Raw genomic sequence first — 15,601 nt, forward strand, 5'->3', positions numbered from 1 at the left:
CGCCAACGCCTGCGTTGCTCGGCGCTCCACATGGGGACCCGAAAGGCGTCGCGGGAACGGGCACCGTCCGCAGAAATAAATGCGTTCGCGGATCCCTGAAAAACCCAAACGCCAGGCGCCACGGGTTGAACCCGGACGCTTTTCCGGGCCCCTTGAGAGGCGCTGAGCAACGCAGGCGGGCCGGGGGCAGTCGGTTCGCATTGTTTGAGCCGCAGGCGAGTTCATGCGAACCGCCCGGCCTGCCGAGTAGCACAAGGGACCCCGCAGGGGCGCCGACCCGGGGTCGCCTTTTCTTTGCTTACTTTCTTTTGGCGACGCAAAAGAAAGTAAGACGCCCCGCAAGGGCGGAAAACAACCTCAACCCAAGCCCCGATGTCGCAAACCCGACAAACCAACAACTCAGCGAACCCAACCCATTGAAATTACAGAACTACCCCCCCTGGCACTCCCCTTGCAATGAAAAACCCATCATCAAGGAGCCCCCCATGCCCAAACCCAGAAAACACCTCTTCGTCTGCGTCCAGGGCCGCCCCCCGGGCCACCCGCGCGGGTCCTGCCAGGACAAGGCCTGCGCCCTGACCTGGCAAGCCTTTTCCGACGAATTCACCACCCGCAACCTGTGGGCCTCCGGCTTCCAGCTGACCAACACCGGCTGCCTCGGCCCCTGCCACCTCGGGCCGAGCGTGCTGGTCTATCCCGACGGCGTCATGTACACCGGGGTCAAGCCGGCGGATGTCGGCGTGATCATCGACGAGCACCTGATGTTCGACCAGCCGGTCGAGCGCCTGCTCGCCCCGGCCGAGGTGTGGTGATCATGGAAAAAATCCAGTACGAAGTCGGCGACATGATCTTCGCCGCCGAAGACATCCTCAACGATGGCGGCATGCCCGGCATCGCCGACGCGGAAGGCCTCATCGCCCCGGCCGGCATGCGCGGCGTGGTGGTTCATTTCGGCGTGGCCGAGATGGACGAGAGCCAGGAAATCTACCTCGTCCAGTTCGAGAACGGCCCCGACGGCAGCCTGGGCAATCCGGTCGGCTGCCTGCCGGAAGAACTGACCCAGGTCGAGCCCGTGAGTGCATAAACCATGGCCCGCATCGGCATATTCTTCGGCACCGACACCGGACGCACCCGGCTGATCGCCAAGCAGATCGCGAAGAAGCTGGGCGCGCAGTTGCCAGGCCTCGTCGACGCGCCGGTCAATATCGGCCGTGCCACGCTCGCCGACTTCCTCGCCTACGACGCGCTGATCGTCGGCAGCCCGACGCTGGGCGACGGCATGCTGCCCGGCGAATCGACCGGGCTCAGCCAGCCGAGCTGGGAGGAGTTCGTGCCGCAACTGGCCGCCGCCGACCTGGGCGGCAAGACCATCGCCATCTTCGGCCTCGGCGACCAGAAGAAATACCCGGATGAATTCGTCGACGCCATCGGCCTGCTCCACGCCGCCTTCGCCGCGCGCGGCGCCCGGCTGGTCGGGCGCTGGCCGACGGCCGGCTACGATTTCACCGCGTCGCAGGCGGCGGATGGCGACGAATTCCTCGGCCTCGCCCTCGACCAGCACCACCAGCCGGCGCTCACCGAGGAACGCATCGAGCGCTGGCTGGCCCGGATCACCCCGGAGCTGCTGCCATGAACGCCAACCCCTGGTCGCTCCCCAAGGACCGCGCCCTGCGCCGGCTGCTCGTCTCGCTCGACGAACGCGCCGGCCAGGCCTGCGACATCGCCCCCGACGACGGCCACGACCCGTGGATCGTCACGCTGCGCCATACCGAACTCGAGCGGCTGCGCGCCCATGTATTCCTGCACGGCCAGCGCCCGGGCACCTACGGCCTGTTCTTCGAATACCCGCATCCGGTTCCCGGCATCCTCGAAACGGAGGAAAACCTGCCCCTGCCCGCCGCCCTGGCCAGCCTGGCCATGCACTTCGACGCCTGAATGTGGACAGGTTTCGTGTCAGCTTGTCGACATCGTTGTATAGTTAACAACACAACGATGTCGACTTTCCGTACAAAGCCACCATCAAACCCCCGATAAACGCTGGCACTCATTTCGCTTAGTCACACCTATCGCTATATACAAATAGACATATCGAAATCATGAAAAGCGCCCAGAGTCTCCGCCCCCCGCCTTCCGGCCGACACGCCAGAAAGGCGGCGAAATCCAGTCTGGAAGAGAGCTCCGATGACTGGCTGAAGCATCTGCCGGAGGCCTGGCTGGGGGCCATCGACCAGCCCCTGTATTTCAGGCACTACAGCGAATACGAAATCTGCGCCGAACGCTCGGTCGGCTACGACGCCGAAGGCAAGCCGTGCTTCACCGCCCACCAGTTCATCCTGACCAGCACCGCCGCTGGCGACGACGAGGCGCCCTGCGAAGTCGTCACCTACGCCGAGGAAATGGCCGCCTGGCGCCTGCGCGACGAACGCTGGCTGATCTTCCGCACCGTCACGACATCGCCCTGCAATCCGCCGCGAGGTTTCTATGCCCTCAGCCCGGACATGCCGCGCTAAGGCGGCCCTGCCCACCAGCCTGGGCGGACTGCGTCGCCGGCTCGGCCTGTCGCAGGCGGCGCTGGCCGGCCGGCTGGGTGTTTCCCAGCCGCAGGTGGCCCAGCTCGAAAGCCAGGCCGACATGCAGCTGGGCACCCTGCGCCGCCACCTCGCCGCGCTCGGCGGAGAACTCGAACTGGTCGTCCGCTTTCCCGACCAGCGCATTGAAATCGTCCTGCCGGACAGCGCCACCCCGCATTCATCCCCATTACCCGATCAGCCACAGTCAGGGAGGACTCCATGCTGAACCCCAAGAAACCGTCGACCCGACGCACTATCCTGGCCGCCGTCATGGCCAACCTGCTGGGCGCCGGCAACGGCCTGGCCGCCGAACCGGTCTTCGAACTCGGCACCATCCAGGTCAGCGCCCGGAAAGTGCAGGTCGGCGAAGTCGGCGAGGAACAGGTCGCCTCGGTGGTCACCCGCCAGGACATGCAGACCTTCAACCGCGAGAACGTCGCCGACGCCGTCAACCTGCTGCCCGGCGTCAGCGTCACCAACGGCACCCGCAACGAGAAGATGATCAACGTGCGCGGCTACGATGCGCGCCAGGTGCCGCTCTACATCGACGGCATCCCGGTCTATGTACCGTACGACGGCTACGTCGATTTCAACCGCTTCTCGACCTTCGACCTGGCCGCCATCCAGGTGGTCAAGGGATTCAGCTCGGTCGCCTACGGCCCGAACGCCATCGGCGGCGCGATCAACCTGATCTCGCGCAAGCCGCGCGAGAAGCTGGAAGGCGACGCGATGATCGGTTTCGCGTCGGGCAACGAAAAGAAGGCCGCGGTGAACGTCGGCACCAACCAGGGCATGTGGTACCTGCAGGCCGGGGCCTCCTACATCGACGCCGACTACTTCCCGCTGTCCTCCGACTTCCAGCCGACGGCCAGCGAGAACGGCGGCCATCGCGACAACTCCTACCGCAAGGACAGCCGCGTCTCGCTCAAGCTCGGCCTGACCCCGAACGCCACCGACGAATACGCCCTGAGCTACGTCAAGCAGGATGGCGAGAAAGGCCAGCCGCCGAATACCGTCCCGGCCAGCGCCCGCTACTGGCAATGGCCGTCCTGGGACAAGGAAAGCCTCTATTTCCTGTCGAAGACCGCCCTCGGCCAGCATGAAACGCTGAAGACCCGGCTCTACGTCGACAGCTTCAAGAACGGCCTGGCAAGCTACACCAACGGCAACTACAACGTGCTCAAGACCAGCGGCAGCGGCTCGGTCGGCACCGGCCGCAGCTTCTACGACGACCGGACCACCGGCGGCTCGGTCGAGCTGGAATCGACGCGCATCGCCAGCAACACCCTGCGCCTGGTCACCCACTACCGGAGCGACCGCCACCAGGAAACCGACGCCGCGGCCGTGCTCGGCGCCGAATTCAAGGACAGCCTGTTCTCCATCGCCGCCGAGGACAACATCCAGCTCGCCGAGAAATGGCTGCTTTCCATCGGCTATGCCCACCACGAACTGCGCCCGGACACGGTCTTCAAGAGCGCCGCCAACGGCGGCAGCTACGCGCTGCCCGACAAGCAGAAGGCGGACAACGGCCAGGTCGGCCTGTTCTACGACCTCGCGCCGAACGCGCGCCTCTACGCCACGGTGGCCGAGAAAACCCGGCTGCCGACGCTGAAGGACCGCTATTCCGGCAAGCTCGGCACCTACGACGCCAACCCCAACCTGCAGCCGGAAGAGTCGATCAACTACGAAATCGGCTACCAGGGCAGCCCGTGGGCCGGCGCCAAGGCCGAAGCGGCGCTGTTCTACAGCGAAATCTCGAACAAGATCCAGTCGGTCTTCGTCGGCACCGTCGCCGCCCAGTGCTCGAGCTCGGCGAAGTGCCAGATGCGCAACGTCGGCGAGGTGCACACCAGCGGCGTCGAACTCAGCCTGCGCACGCCGGTCGCCAGCTGGCTGGAGGTCGGCGGCAACTTCACCTATCTCAACATGGACAACGTCAGCAACCCGTCTACGCGGCTGACCGGCATCCCCGACAAGAAGTTCATCGCCTACGCCATCGCCCGGCCGCTGGCGCAGGTCGACGTGATCCCCTACGTCGAATACAACACCGGGCGCTGGGCCTCGAATACCGTGCGCATCGACGGCTACACGGTAATCAACCTGAAGGCGGCGTATCGCCCGCTGCCGCAGCTGAGCCTCGAAGCCGGCGTCACCAACCTGACCGACAGGAACTACGAACTGGACTACGGATTCCCCAATCCGGGCCGCATGTGGTTCGCCAACGCCAACTATCGCTTCTGACGGATCGATCATGGCCGAAAAAACCCGTTTCGCCATCGCCGCCGTCGTTCCCGACGAGAGAACGGACAGCGACGAAGTCGTCGCCGGCTTCGCCATCGCCCAGCTCAACCGGGGATGGCGCATCGGCGGCCTGGTCCAGGAAATCCACCAGACACAGCGCTCGAAACAGATCCGCCTGGTGGCACTGGAGGACGGCCGCCTCTACCCGATCAGCCAGTTCCTCGGCACCCATTCGACAGCGTGCCGCCTCGACCACGGCGGGATCAGCGAGGCCAGCGCCGTCATGCGCCGCATCGCCATCCGCGGCGCCGACCTCGCCATCTTCAACCGCTTTTCGACACTGGAAGCGCACGGCCATGGCTTTGCCGCCGAAATGCTCGACCTGATGAGCCAGGGCATCCCGGTGCTGACCATCGTCCCGGCCCGGCACCTGACGACCTGGCGACGCTTCACCGGCCACCAGGCGGTCGAACTGGCCCCCGAGCGCCCCGCCCTGGACGCCTGGTTTGCCGACCTCTCACCCAGCCCCGCCGGCTGCCGCCCCCCGTCGCCGGCTTTTTCGGAAGCCCGCGCATGAACCGCCTCGTCAATCGAAACCGCCGCCTGCTTCTCCTCGGCGCCGCCTCCCTCGCCCTGGCCGGCAGCCGCTGCGCCCTGGCCGCCCCGACCGCTGTCACCGTCGTCACCAGCTACCCGGACGAATTCGTCTCCCGCATCCAGGCCGCCTTCGAGAAGGCCAACCCGCAATACCGGATGCAGGTCGTCTGGCGCATGCCCAACGACGCCTACGACACCCTGAGCCAGCCCGACCAGGGGCTGGCCGACGTCTATTGGTCCGCCTCGCCGCGCAGCTTCGCGCGGCTGGCCGCCAACGGCGCCTGGCAAAAGCTGCCCATCGACCGCCGCCAGCTACCCCGGCGCATCGGCAACACCGCCCTCGGCGACGCGGAAGACTTCTACACAGCCACAGAAGTCGCCGGTTTCGGCTTCGCCGTCGCCCCGGAACTGCTCGCCGCCCGAGGCATTCCCATACCCGTCGACTGGAGCGACCTGGCCGACCCGCGCCTGGCCGGGCTGATCGCCATGCCGGTTCCCGCACGCGTCGGCTTTGCCCCGCCCATCGTCGAAATCGTGCTCCAGGCCCTGGGCTGGGAGCGCGGCTGGGCGCTGTGGAGCGAAATCGCCGCCAACGCCCGTTTCGTCGAACGCGGCTCCACCTTCGTGACCGACGAGATCGTCAGCGGTCGCTGCGCCGTCGGCATCTCCATCGATTTCTTCGTCAATTCGGCGATCGCCAACGGCGCCCCCATCCGCTTCGTCTATCCCCGGCATACCGGCCTCAACCCCGCCCACATCGCGGTCGCCCGGCACGCCCCGAACCCGCGCGGCGCCGCCGCCTTCATCGATTTCATGCTGTCGCCGGCCGGCCAGCGGCTACTGGCCCACCCCGACATCCGCCGCCTGGCGATCCGCCCCGACGCCTACGCCCAGGCGCCCGCCGGCAGCTTCGATCCCTTCGTCGCCGCCCGCCAAGGCGGCCTGCAATTCGACAGCGATGCCGCCCGCCCCCGCCTGGCGACCACGGCGGCGATCTTCCAGCACCTGCTGGTCGACCCGCAGGACGAGCTGAAAACCCTGTGGCAACGCACCCGCCAGGCCGAAGCCGGCGGCCGGGACACCCGCGCCATCCGCGCGCTGCTCGGCCGGCCGCCCATAGACGAAGCGACCGCCAACCAGCCCGAGATCCAGCGCCAGATCGGCAACCGGCTCGAAGGCAGCGGCGAGCGGCAGCCATCGCCGCTCGAACTGGCCTGGCGTGACAGCTGCCGCGACCATCGCACCGAGGCCCGCCGACAACTGGACGAGATCGGCGCATGAAAACGTCCGCCGCCCTGCTTGCCACCCTGCTCCTCGCCGCGGCCGGCCCCGCCGCTCCGGCCGAACCGGCCATCGACCGCGAAACCCTGACCCGGCCGCTGCCCGGCCTGTCGGCCGACGACACCGAGCGTTTCCTGCGCGGCCGCAGCCTCTTCCGGCAAAGCTGGGTAATCGCCCCGGCCCGGGATCACGAAGTCGATGGCCTCGGCCCGCTCTACAACCGCCTGGCCTGCATTTCCTGTCACGCCAAGAACGGGCGCGGCGGCGCGCCGAGCCGACCGGAGGAACGCATGCAGTCGATGCTCGTCCGGCTCTCGGTCCCCGGCCGCAAACCCGGGGAGGCGCCGCGAGCACACCCGGTCTACGGCGACCAACTCAACGAGGAAGGCATCCCCGGCATACCCGGCGAGGGCCGGGTGCAGATACGCTGGCGCACGCACACGGTGCGCCTGGCCGACGGCACGCGCGTCGAATTGCGCGAACCGCGGACGACATTCGTCGAACTGGCCTACGGCAAGCTCGGGCCTGTCCTCACCTCGCTGCGCGTGTCGCCGCACGTCGCCGGCCTCGGCCTGCTCGACGCCGTCCCCGCCAGCGCGCTCGAAGCGATGGCCGCCGAAGCGCAGCCCGACGGCATCCGCGGCAGCGTCAACCGGGTCGCCGACCGCCGGACCGGTGCCCTGGCCGTCGGCCGCTTCGGGCTCAAATCCAACATGCCCAACCTGCGCCAGCAGATCGCCGGCGCCTTCGTGGGCGACATGAGCATTACCTCCGAACTGTTCCCCGACGAAAACTGCACCCCGGCGCAAACGACCTGCCGGCGCGCCCCGCACGGCGGCAAGCCGGAACTGTCGGCGGCGCAGCTCGACGACATCACCTTCTACGTCGCCCATCTCGCGCCGCCGCCCCGGCGCAACGACACCGCGCCGGAAGTCGTGCGGGGCGCCGCGGCCTTTGCCGGATTCGGCTGCGCCGCCTGCCATCGCCCGACGCTGAGCAGCGGCGACAGCCCGCAATACCCGGCGCTCGCCCACCGCGAATTCGCGCCCTACACCGACCTGCTGCTGCACGACATGGGCCCCCGGCTGGCCGACGGCCGCCCCGACCACCTGGCCGGCGGCCGGCAATGGCGCACGGCGCCGCTATGGGGACTGGGGGCGCTGGCCGCGATCAACGAGGACGTCGGCTTCCTGCACGACGGCCGGGCCAGAAACATCGAGGAAGCCATCCTGTGGCATGGCGGCGAGGCGGAGAAAGCCCGCCAGCGCTATGCCGGCGCGCCTGCCGAGCGGCGCCGGGCACTCATCGCCTTCCTGCAGTCGCTATGAAACTGCCCGCCATGAAAATAGGGCGGCACGCGGCCGCCCCTGGCATCGCCGGCCGGCTGTCAGGCCGGCACGCCGAGAATGACGTGGCTGGCCTTGATCAGCGCGCTGGCCTCGACCCCTTCCTTGAGGCCGAGTTCCATGACCGCTTCGTTGGTCACCACGGCATAGACGGTGGCTCCGCCCGACAGCCTGACGCCGACTTCGGTATTGACTGCGCCTTTCTGCACGCTGGCGACCTTGCCGGACAACTGGTTGCGGGCCGAAAAGCGGACGTTCTGCGGGCCGGCCAGGAGCATGACCCACGGCGCCTTGACGTAGGCGACGGCTTCCTTGCCGACCGCCAGGTCCAGCGACTTGACGCTGCCTTCGGTAACAATCGCGACAATCTTGTCGCCTCCCGGCAAGCCGATTTCGACTTCGGCATTGACCGCGCCATTGGTCAAGGCCGTGATCTTGCCCGTAAATACATTGCGCGCACTGACGTTCATTGCTTTTCTCCTGAGTTATCGAGCATTCTGGCCCAGTTTTCGCTATATACCAACCTAAGCAGCGAATTTTGTCGGGACAACAACAATGTACCGATTACCGTTCGGCGATTTCAACCATAGCGTTGCCAATCCGGAGAGTATCTTCGACATGCGTTATAGTGTTGTGTATATAGACAAACGGACCTGATCATGGACACCATCCTGCATCGCCTGCGCGGCAAACTCGAAGTCGATTCCGAATTCGGCACCTTCCTCGGGGATACCCGCATCCGCCTGCTCGAGGCCATCGAGCAGCACGGCTCCATCTCGCAGGCAGCAAAAGCCGTGCCGCTTTCCTACAAGGCGGCCTGGGATGCCGTCGATGCGATGAACAACCTGGCCGAGCAGGCGCTGGTCGTGCGCTCGACGGGCGGCAAGCACGGCGGCGGCACGCAGCTCACCGACTACGGCCGCAAGGTGGTCGCCCTCTACCGGGCGCTGGAAGCCGAATACCAGGCCGCGCTGGACCGCCTGACTGAAAGCATGAACGACGGCCAGGCCAGCGATTTCAAGCAGTTCCGCCAGCTGCTCAAGCGCATGTCGATGAAGACCAGCGCCCGCAACCAGTTCGCCGGCAACATCGTCGGCCTGCGCGAGGGCCAGATCGATTTCGAGGTGCGCATCAAGCTCGACGACGAAAACGAAATCGTCGCCGTGATTACCGGCGACTCGGCGGAAAGCCTGGGCCTGGCCATCGGCATGGAAATCAACGCCCTGGTCAAATCCTCGTCCGTCCTGCTGCTCAACGACCCGACCATGAAGACCAGCGCCCGCAACCACCTGTGGGGCGAAATCACCCGCATCCACGACGGCCCGGTCAACGCCGAGGTCACCCTGGCCATGAAGAGCGGCAAGTCGGTCTGCGCCGTGGTCACCCACGACAGCGTCGAACGCCTCGGCCTGGTCGTCGGCGAGCAGGCCTGCGCCGTGTTCAAGGCCTCCGCCGTCATCCTCTGCAAGTATTCCTGACCCTTATCCTGGAGAACGCCCCATGAAACGCCTGAGCGCCCTGATCCTTTCCTTGCTGGCCGTCGCCACGGCCCGCGCCGACGAAGTCCAGGTGGCCGTCGCCGCCAACTTCACCGGCCCGATGCAGGTCATTTCCGTGCTCTTCGAGCGCGATACCGGGCACAAGGCCAGCCTGGCCTTCGGCGCCACGGGCAAGTTCTACGCCCAGATCGCCAACGGCGCGCCCTTCGAGGTCCTGCTCTCGGCCGACGACGAAACCCCGGCCCGCCTGGTCAGGGAAGGCCTGGCGGTGGCCGGCACGCCCTTCACCTACGCCATCGGCAAGCTGGTGCTGTGGTCGGCCGACCCCAAGCTGATCGACGCCAAGGGCGACATCCTGAAAAAAGGCGGCTTCAAGCATCTCGCCATCGCCAACCCGAAAACCGCCCCCTACGGAGCCGCCGCCGTGCAGACCATGGGCAAGCTGGGCGTCGCCGACAGCGTGAAGCCGCTGCTGGTGCAGGGCGAGAACATCGCGCAGACCCATCAGTTCGTTTCCACCGGCGCCGCCGAACTGGGCTTCGTCGCCTACTCGCAGGTCATCAAGAACGGCCAGTTCGGCTCCGGCTCCGGCTGGGTGGTGCCGGGCAACCTCTACGACCCCATCCTCCAGGACGCGGTGATCCTCGCCAAGGGAAAGGACAAGCCGGCCGCCGCCGCGCTGCTCACCTACCTGAAGGGGCAGAAGGCGCGGGACGTGATCAAGTCCTTCGGCTACGAACTGCGCTGACCGCCCCCGGCTGAGGCGACCCGGCGCGCTCAGTGCGCCAGCAGCTGGCGAATATCGGCGGCGATGTCGTCGACGCTGGCGCTGTCCTTGACGTAGAGCCGCAGGCGGCCGGCCGGGTCGTAGATGTAGGCGCCCGTCGAATGGTCGATGACGTAGCCGAGTTCGCCGTCCACCGGGCGCCGGGCGCCGAACACCCGGAACTCGTCGGTGACCGCCTTGATCTGCCCGGCATCGCCGCGCAAGCCGATGAACGAGGGATGGAACCACGGCACGAAGCCCTTCAGGCGCTCGCCACTGTCGCGCTCCGGGTCGAGGCTGACGAACAGCACCTGAACCCGCGCGGCCTCCTTGCCCAGAGCGGCCATGACCCCGGCCAGGCGCGCCAGGGTGGTCGGGCAGACGTCGGGACACGCGGTATAGCCGAAGAAGACGACCACCGCCTGGCCCTTGAAATCGGCCAGCGAACGTTGCCGGCCATCGTGGTCGGTCAGCGTGAAACCGCGCCCGAAGGTGGCGCCGGTCAGGTCGGTATTGCGGAACGCCTCCGGCGCCGGAGAGCAGGCCGCCAGCAAGGCAAACGACAGGGCGAGAAAGCGGCGGCGGCGCATGGCGTTAAATATTGTTGAACCAATTACGAAAGTTTGATTCTCACCGGACGAATCGGTTCTCACAAGGGGAGGGAACGGGATGGTGATCGTACCGCGTGACTCTTCGGCCAGCCGCCACAACCGGCGGCCCACCCTGCTCCGACGGGCTGCCTGCCTCGCCCCCGCCGTCTTCCCGGTTGCCGCCGGCGCCGGCTACAGCTTCAACTTCCCCGAGCCGGTCACCCCCATCGCCCGGGAAACGCTGCACATCCACAACGAGTTCATGCTGATCATCACCACGCTGTTCGTGGTGGTCTTCGCCATCATGATCTACTCGATGATCCGCCACCGGAAAAGCATCGGCCACCAACCGTCGAAGTTCTCCGGCCCGACCGGCGCGCTGCAGTGGTTCTGGGCGCTCATCCCCTTCGCCATCCTGCTCTTCATCGACTTCGTGCTGATGGGCATCCCCGCCGTGCAAGCCATCATCAACATGGAAGACACCAAGACCAAGGCCGACCTCGTGCTCAAGGTCACCGGCATGCAGTGGAAATGGCAGTACGAATACCCGGAGGCCGGGGTCAAGTTCATCAGCACCCTGGCCACGCCGCGCGACCAGATCGCCAATGCCGAAACCAAGGGCGAGCATTACCTGCTCGAGGTCGACAAGCCGGTGGTGCTGCCGGTCGGCAAGAAGGTGCGCGTGCTGCTGACCTCGACCGACGTCATCCATACCTGGTGGGTGCCGCAGTTCGGCGTCAAGCGCGACGCCATTCCCGGTTTCCTGCGCGAAACCTGGGTGCTGATCGAGAAGCCCGGCATCTACCGCGGCCAGTGCGCCGAGCTGTGCGGCAAGGATCACGGCTTCATGCCGGTGGTCGTCCATGCCGTGCCCGAACCCGAGTATCTGGCCTGGCTGGAAGCGCAGAAGGCAGAAGCCAGGGCGGCGGCCGGCGGCGCCGACCGGAGCTGGAGCCGCGACGAACTGATGGCCGAGGGCAAGGCGGTCTATGAAAAGGTCTGCGCCGCCTGCCACCAGCCCGACGGCAAGGGCCTGCCGCCGGCCTTCCCGGCGCTGGCCGGCAGCCAGATCGTCAATGGGCCGCTGCTCGACATGAACGGCAAGGCGGTCAAGGACAGCCACGTCGACCGGGTCATGCACGGCAAGGCCGGCACCGCCATGCAGGCCTTCGCCACCAGCCTGTCCGATGTCGAGCTGGCGGCGGTCATCACCTACGAACGCAACAGTTTCGGCAACCAGAAGGGCGACATGATCCAGCCCGCCCAGATCAAGTCCCTGCGCTAGGAGACGAGCGATGAATACAGCCTCCACCCACGCTGCAGAACATCATGGCGAGTATCACCCCGGTGGCCTGCGCCGCTGGCTGACGACGACCAACCACAAGGACATCGGCACGATGTACCTGACTTTCTCGCTGATCATGTTCTTCGTCGGCGGCCTGATGATCCTCGCCGTGCGCGCCGAGCTGTTCCAGCCCGGCCTGCAGCTGATGAAGCCGGAGTTCTTCAACCAGCTGATCGGCGTGCACGCGCTGGTGATGATCTTCGCGGCGCTGATGCCGGCCGCCACCGGTTTCGCCAACTGGATGATCCCGCTGATGATCGGCGCCCCGGACATGGCTCTGCCGCGCCTCAACAACTGGGGCTTCTGGCTGCTGCCGCCGGCGGCGATCCTGCTCACCCTGCCCTTCACGCTGGCCCTGTTCGGCATCGGCGACGGCGCCATCGCCACCGGCTGGACCTTCTACGCGCCGCTCTCGGTGCAGGGCGGCATGGGCGTCGATTTCGCGATACTGGCCGTGCATATCCTCGGCATCTCGTCGATCATGGGCTCGATCAACATCATCGTCACCATCTTCAACATGCGGGCGCCGGGCATGACCATGATGAAGCTGCCGCTGTTCGCCTGGGGCTGGCTGATCACCGCCTTCCTGCTCATCGCCACGCTGCCGGTGCTGGCCGGCGCGGTGACCATGCTGCTCACCGACCGCCATTTCGGCACGCATTTCTTCGACGCGGCCGGCGGCGGCGACCCCATCCTCTTCCAGCACCTGTTCTGGTTCTTCGGCCACCCCGAGGTGTACATCCTGCTGCTGCCGGTGTGGGGGCTGATGCCGCACGTGCTGGCCACCTTCTCGCGCAAGCCGACCTACGGCTACACGGCGCAGGTGTACAGCTTCATCGCCATCGGCATCCTGTCGGTGGTGGTCTGGGCGCACCATTTCTTCACCGCCGGCATGCCGGTGCCGGCGCTGATCTACTTCATGTTCAGCACCATGGCCATCTCGCTGCCGCTGGCCGTACTCTTCTTCTGCTGGATCGCCACCATGTGGAAGGGGGCGATGACTTTCGAGACGCCGATGCTGTTCGCCGTCGGCTTCATCGTGCTCTTCGGCATCGCCGGCCTGACCGGGCTGATCCTCGCCGACGTCGCGGCCGACGCCCAGTACCACCACAGCTATTTCGTCGTCGCCCACTTCCACTACGCGCTGTTCGCCGGCGGCATCATGGGCGTGATGACCGGGGTCTATTACTGGCTGCCCAAATGGACCGGCCACATGTACAACGAAACGCTGGGCAAGCTGCATTTCTGGCTGACCGTCGTTTCCTTCAACCTGACTTTCATTCCGCAATTCTTCCTCGGCCTGGCCGGCATGCCGCGACGCATCCCCGACTACGCCCTGCAGTTCGCCGAATTCAATGCGATCTCGACCGTCGGGGCCTTCATCCTCGGCCTCAGCCAGCTGCTCTTCGCCTGGAACATCTGGTCCTGCATCCGGGGCGGCCCGAAGGTCGAGAACCGCGTCTGGGAGGGGGCCGACGGGCTGGAATGGGAACTCTCCTCGCCGCCGCCCCACCATAGCTGGGATACCCAGCCGCAGGTCAAATGAGGGAGGGCAAGATGCAAACCGCGCAACCCGCATTCTCCGCAGCCGATCTCGCACGCCGCCGCAGCGCGTCGCGCCGGCTGGCCTGGCTGCTCGCCGCCATCGTGCTCGCCATCTACCTCGTCGGGCTGTTCATCAAGCGCTGAGATCATGGAACAGGTCCAGCCCACCCCGCGCAGTCACGGCCGCCTGATCGGCCGCCTGCTGCTGATGGTGGCCGGGGCCTTCGCCTTCGCCTTCGCGCTGGTACCGCTCTACAACGTGCTGTGCGAGGCGACCGGCTTCAATGGCAAGACCGCCGGGCCGGGCGCGATCCGCGACGGTTTCGGCGTCGGCGGCCTGCAGACGGCAGCCGCGCCGGCCAGCAAGGTCGACACCGCGCGCACCGTGCGCGTCGAATTCACCGGCACCGTGATGCCCGGCCTGCCGTGGGACATGCGGCCGCTGACCGTCAGCCTCGACATCCACCCCGGCGAACTGCAGCAGGTCAGCTACCTGGTGCGCAACACCTCGGACCGCACGGTCACCGGCCAGGCCGTGCCGAGCGTGACACCGGGCCAGGCGGCGCAGCATTTCGAGAAGATCGAGTGCTTCTGCTTCTCGCAGCAGACGCTGGCCCCCGGCGAGGCGCGCGAAATGCCGCTCGCCTTCATCGTCAAGCCCGAGGTCGGCCGCGACATCAGCCACATCACCCTGTCCTACGCCTTTTTCAGCATCGACGGACAACGCCAGACTCTGACCCGCCCCGGGGAGGCCCGATGAAAACCAGCCCAGCCCATACCGCATCCGGCGAACATTATTTCGTTCCCCAGCCCAGCTACTACCCGGCGATCCTGTCGGCCGGCATGTTCCTGCTCGCCCTCGGCTTCGTCCAGCTGCTCAACCACATGGCGCCGGGCAAGTGGGTCATGCTCGGCGGCACCGCGGTCATCATTTACGTGCTGTTCGGCTGGTTCGGCAAGGTCATCGCCGAGTCGCAGGGCGGCGCCTACCGCGACTGGGAGGACCGCTCCTTCCGCTACGGCATGATCTGGTTCATTGCCACCGAGGTGATGTTCTTCGCCGCCTTCTTCGGCGCCCTGTTCTACGTCCGCATGATCTCGGTGCCCCGCCTCGGCGACATGATGGCCATGCACGGCTTCAGCCTGTGGCCGGATTTCGCCGGCACCTGGCCGACCAGCGGGCCGAAGGGCGCCGCCTTCACGCCGATGGGCGCCTGGGGCATCCCGGCCCTGAACACCGCCCTGCTGCTCAGTTCCGGCGCCACGGTGACCTGGGCGCACTGGGGACTGCTGCGCGGCAAGCGCTCGCAACTGGCGCTCGGCCTGGCGGCCACCGTCCTGCTCGGCAGCACCTTCCTCGGCTTCCAGGCCTGGGAATACCACCACGCCTACAGCGAACTCGGCCTGACCCTGGGCGCCGGCGCCTACGGGGCGACCTTCTTCATGCTGACCGGCTTCCACGGCTTCCACGTCACGCTCGGCACCGTCATGCTGGCGGTCATCCTGCTGCGCAGCCTGAGCGGCCATTTCAGCGCCGAGCGCCACTTCGCCTTCGAGGCGGTGGCCTGGTACTGGCACTTCGTCGATGTGGTGTGGCTGATCCTCTTCGTTTTCGTCTATTGGCTGTAGCCGGGAATGAAACCGAAGCGGAACCCGATCAGCAGCAGCACGAAAAGGGCGATCGACAAGCCGATGCGCCAGGTCAGCACGCGCGCCGTGCGTTCGCCGGCGCCCCGGTCGCGGTAGAGAAAGACGAGCCCCGAGAACAGGCTGCCGACGATGGCCACCAACAACAAAACCACCAGCACCTTGAGCATGGCC

General features: G+C 66.6%; 20 protein-coding genes. 17 read left to right on the top strand and 3 right to left on the bottom strand.

The window, feature by feature from the left end; genetic code table 11:
* Positions 1 to 485 precede the first annotated feature (485 nt).
* The 10 genes from Q0P59_RS09660 to Q0P59_RS09705 all read left to right on the top strand — a co-directional run bounded on the left by Q0P59_RS09660 (position 486) and on the right by Q0P59_RS09705 (position 8,017).
* The gene (locus Q0P59_RS09660) at positions 486 to 812 is read left to right on the top strand and encodes a (2Fe-2S) ferredoxin domain-containing protein (protein ID WP_295006055.1); all 327 of its coding nucleotides are present in this window, start codon (positions 486 to 488) and stop codon (positions 810 to 812) included.
* A 2-nt stretch (positions 813 to 814) separates the two neighbouring features.
* Complete coding sequence (locus tag Q0P59_RS09665; protein WP_295006057.1) at positions 815 to 1,084, top strand: nitrogen fixation protein NifZ; 270 nt, start codon at positions 815 to 817, stop codon at positions 1,082 to 1,084.
* Positions 1,085 to 1,087: 3 nt separating this feature from the next.
* Positions 1,088 to 1,633 (top strand): flavodoxin, encoded by a 546-nt coding sequence (locus Q0P59_RS09670; protein WP_295006060.1) that lies wholly within the window; start codon positions 1,088 to 1,090, stop codon positions 1,631 to 1,633.
* A complete protein-coding gene (locus Q0P59_RS09675) occupies positions 1,630 to 1,935 on the top strand; it encodes a hypothetical protein (protein ID WP_295006062.1) in 306 nt (101 codons plus the stop codon). The genes Q0P59_RS09670 and Q0P59_RS09675 overlap by 4 nt, the downstream gene beginning before the upstream one ends.
* A gap of 161 nt (positions 1,936 to 2,096) precedes the next feature.
* Positions 2,097 to 2,510, top strand: a complete 414-nt coding sequence (locus Q0P59_RS09680) for a hypothetical protein (RefSeq protein ID WP_295006064.1) — start codon at positions 2,097 to 2,099, stop codon at positions 2,508 to 2,510.
* Positions 2,482 to 2,796, top strand: coding sequence for an XRE family transcriptional regulator (locus Q0P59_RS19675; protein WP_366090558.1), 315 nt, complete (start codon positions 2,482 to 2,484; stop codon positions 2,794 to 2,796). Before Q0P59_RS09680 ends, Q0P59_RS19675 begins: the two co-directional genes overlap by 29 nt.
* A complete protein-coding gene (locus Q0P59_RS09690; protein WP_295006068.1) occupies positions 2,790 to 4,811 on the top strand; it encodes a TonB-dependent receptor in 2,022 nt (673 codons plus the stop codon). The genes Q0P59_RS19675 and Q0P59_RS09690 overlap by 7 nt, the downstream gene beginning before the upstream one ends.
* 10 nt (positions 4,812 to 4,821) lie before the next feature.
* Positions 4,822 to 5,388 (top strand): DUF2478 domain-containing protein, encoded by a 567-nt coding sequence (locus Q0P59_RS09695; protein WP_295006070.1) that lies wholly within the window; start codon positions 4,822 to 4,824, stop codon positions 5,386 to 5,388.
* Entirely contained in the window at positions 5,385 to 6,689 is a 1,305-nt protein-coding gene (locus Q0P59_RS09700) for an extracellular solute-binding protein (RefSeq protein ID WP_295006073.1), read from the top strand. Before Q0P59_RS09695 ends, Q0P59_RS09700 begins: the two co-directional genes overlap by 4 nt.
* The gene (locus tag Q0P59_RS09705; protein ID WP_295006075.1) at positions 6,686 to 8,017 is read left to right on the top strand and encodes a di-heme oxidoredictase family protein; all 1,332 of its coding nucleotides are present in this window, start codon (positions 6,686 to 6,688) and stop codon (positions 8,015 to 8,017) included. Before Q0P59_RS09700 ends, Q0P59_RS09705 begins: the two co-directional genes overlap by 4 nt.
* 59 nt (positions 8,018 to 8,076) lie before the next feature.
* Here the strand turns inward: Q0P59_RS09705 and Q0P59_RS09710 are convergent, their stop codons facing one another.
* Positions 8,077 to 8,505, bottom strand: a complete 429-nt coding sequence (locus Q0P59_RS09710; protein ID WP_295006077.1) for a TOBE domain-containing protein — start codon at positions 8,503 to 8,505, stop codon at positions 8,077 to 8,079.
* A gap of 189 nt (positions 8,506 to 8,694) precedes the next feature.
* Between Q0P59_RS09710 and Q0P59_RS09715 the strand changes: the two genes are divergently transcribed.
* Complete coding sequence (locus Q0P59_RS09715; RefSeq protein WP_295006079.1) at positions 8,695 to 9,513, top strand: TOBE domain-containing protein; 819 nt, start codon at positions 8,695 to 8,697, stop codon at positions 9,511 to 9,513.
* A 22-nt stretch (positions 9,514 to 9,535) separates the two neighbouring features.
* Positions 9,536 to 10,282, top strand: a complete 747-nt coding sequence (gene modA / locus Q0P59_RS09720; RefSeq protein ID WP_295006081.1) for a molybdate ABC transporter substrate-binding protein — start codon at positions 9,536 to 9,538, stop codon at positions 10,280 to 10,282.
* 29 nt (positions 10,283 to 10,311) lie between these two features.
* Here the strand turns inward: modA and Q0P59_RS09725 are convergent, their stop codons facing one another.
* A complete protein-coding gene (locus Q0P59_RS09725) occupies positions 10,312 to 10,890 on the bottom strand; it encodes an SCO family protein (protein ID WP_295006083.1) in 579 nt (192 codons plus the stop codon).
* Between the two features lie 79 nt (positions 10,891 to 10,969).
* Here Q0P59_RS09725 and coxB point away from each other — a divergent pair, with 79 nt between their 5' ends.
* The 5 genes from coxB to Q0P59_RS09750 are packed head-to-tail and all read left to right on the top strand — an operon-like array spanning position 10,970 to position 15,409.
* Complete coding sequence (coxB, locus tag Q0P59_RS09730) at positions 10,970 to 12,175, top strand: cytochrome c oxidase subunit II (protein WP_295006085.1); 1,206 nt, start codon at positions 10,970 to 10,972, stop codon at positions 12,173 to 12,175.
* A gap of 10 nt (positions 12,176 to 12,185) precedes the next feature.
* On the top strand, positions 12,186 to 13,781 hold the full coding sequence (gene ctaD, locus Q0P59_RS09735; RefSeq protein WP_295006088.1) for a cytochrome c oxidase subunit I: 1,596 nt from the start codon (positions 12,186 to 12,188) through the stop codon (positions 13,779 to 13,781).
* Positions 13,782 to 13,792: 11 nt separating this feature from the next.
* Positions 13,793 to 13,924, top strand: a complete 132-nt coding sequence (locus tag Q0P59_RS09740; RefSeq protein WP_295006089.1) for a hypothetical protein — start codon at positions 13,793 to 13,795, stop codon at positions 13,922 to 13,924.
* A gap of 4 nt (positions 13,925 to 13,928) precedes the next feature.
* Positions 13,929 to 14,540 carry a cytochrome c oxidase assembly protein gene (locus Q0P59_RS09745; RefSeq protein ID WP_295006091.1) on the top strand — a complete coding sequence of 204 codons (612 nt, stop codon included), beginning with the start codon at positions 13,929 to 13,931 and terminating at the stop codon, positions 14,538 to 14,540.
* Positions 14,537 to 15,409 carry a cytochrome c oxidase subunit 3 gene (locus tag Q0P59_RS09750; RefSeq protein WP_295006093.1) on the top strand — a complete coding sequence of 291 codons (873 nt, stop codon included), beginning with the start codon at positions 14,537 to 14,539 and terminating at the stop codon, positions 15,407 to 15,409. The genes Q0P59_RS09745 and Q0P59_RS09750 overlap by 4 nt, the downstream gene beginning before the upstream one ends.
* On the opposite strand, the gene Q0P59_RS09755 is transcribed toward Q0P59_RS09750, so the two are convergent.
* A complete protein-coding gene (locus Q0P59_RS09755; RefSeq protein ID WP_295006095.1) occupies positions 15,397 to 15,597 on the bottom strand; it encodes a twin transmembrane helix small protein in 201 nt (66 codons plus the stop codon). The two genes, Q0P59_RS09750 and Q0P59_RS09755, sit on opposite strands and share 13 nt — an antisense overlap.
* Positions 15,598 to 15,601 lie beyond the last annotated feature (4 nt).

It is taken from the genome of uncultured Dechloromonas sp. (assembly GCF_945957265.1).
Lineage (GTDB): Bacteria > Pseudomonadota > Gammaproteobacteria > Burkholderiales > Rhodocyclaceae > Azonexus.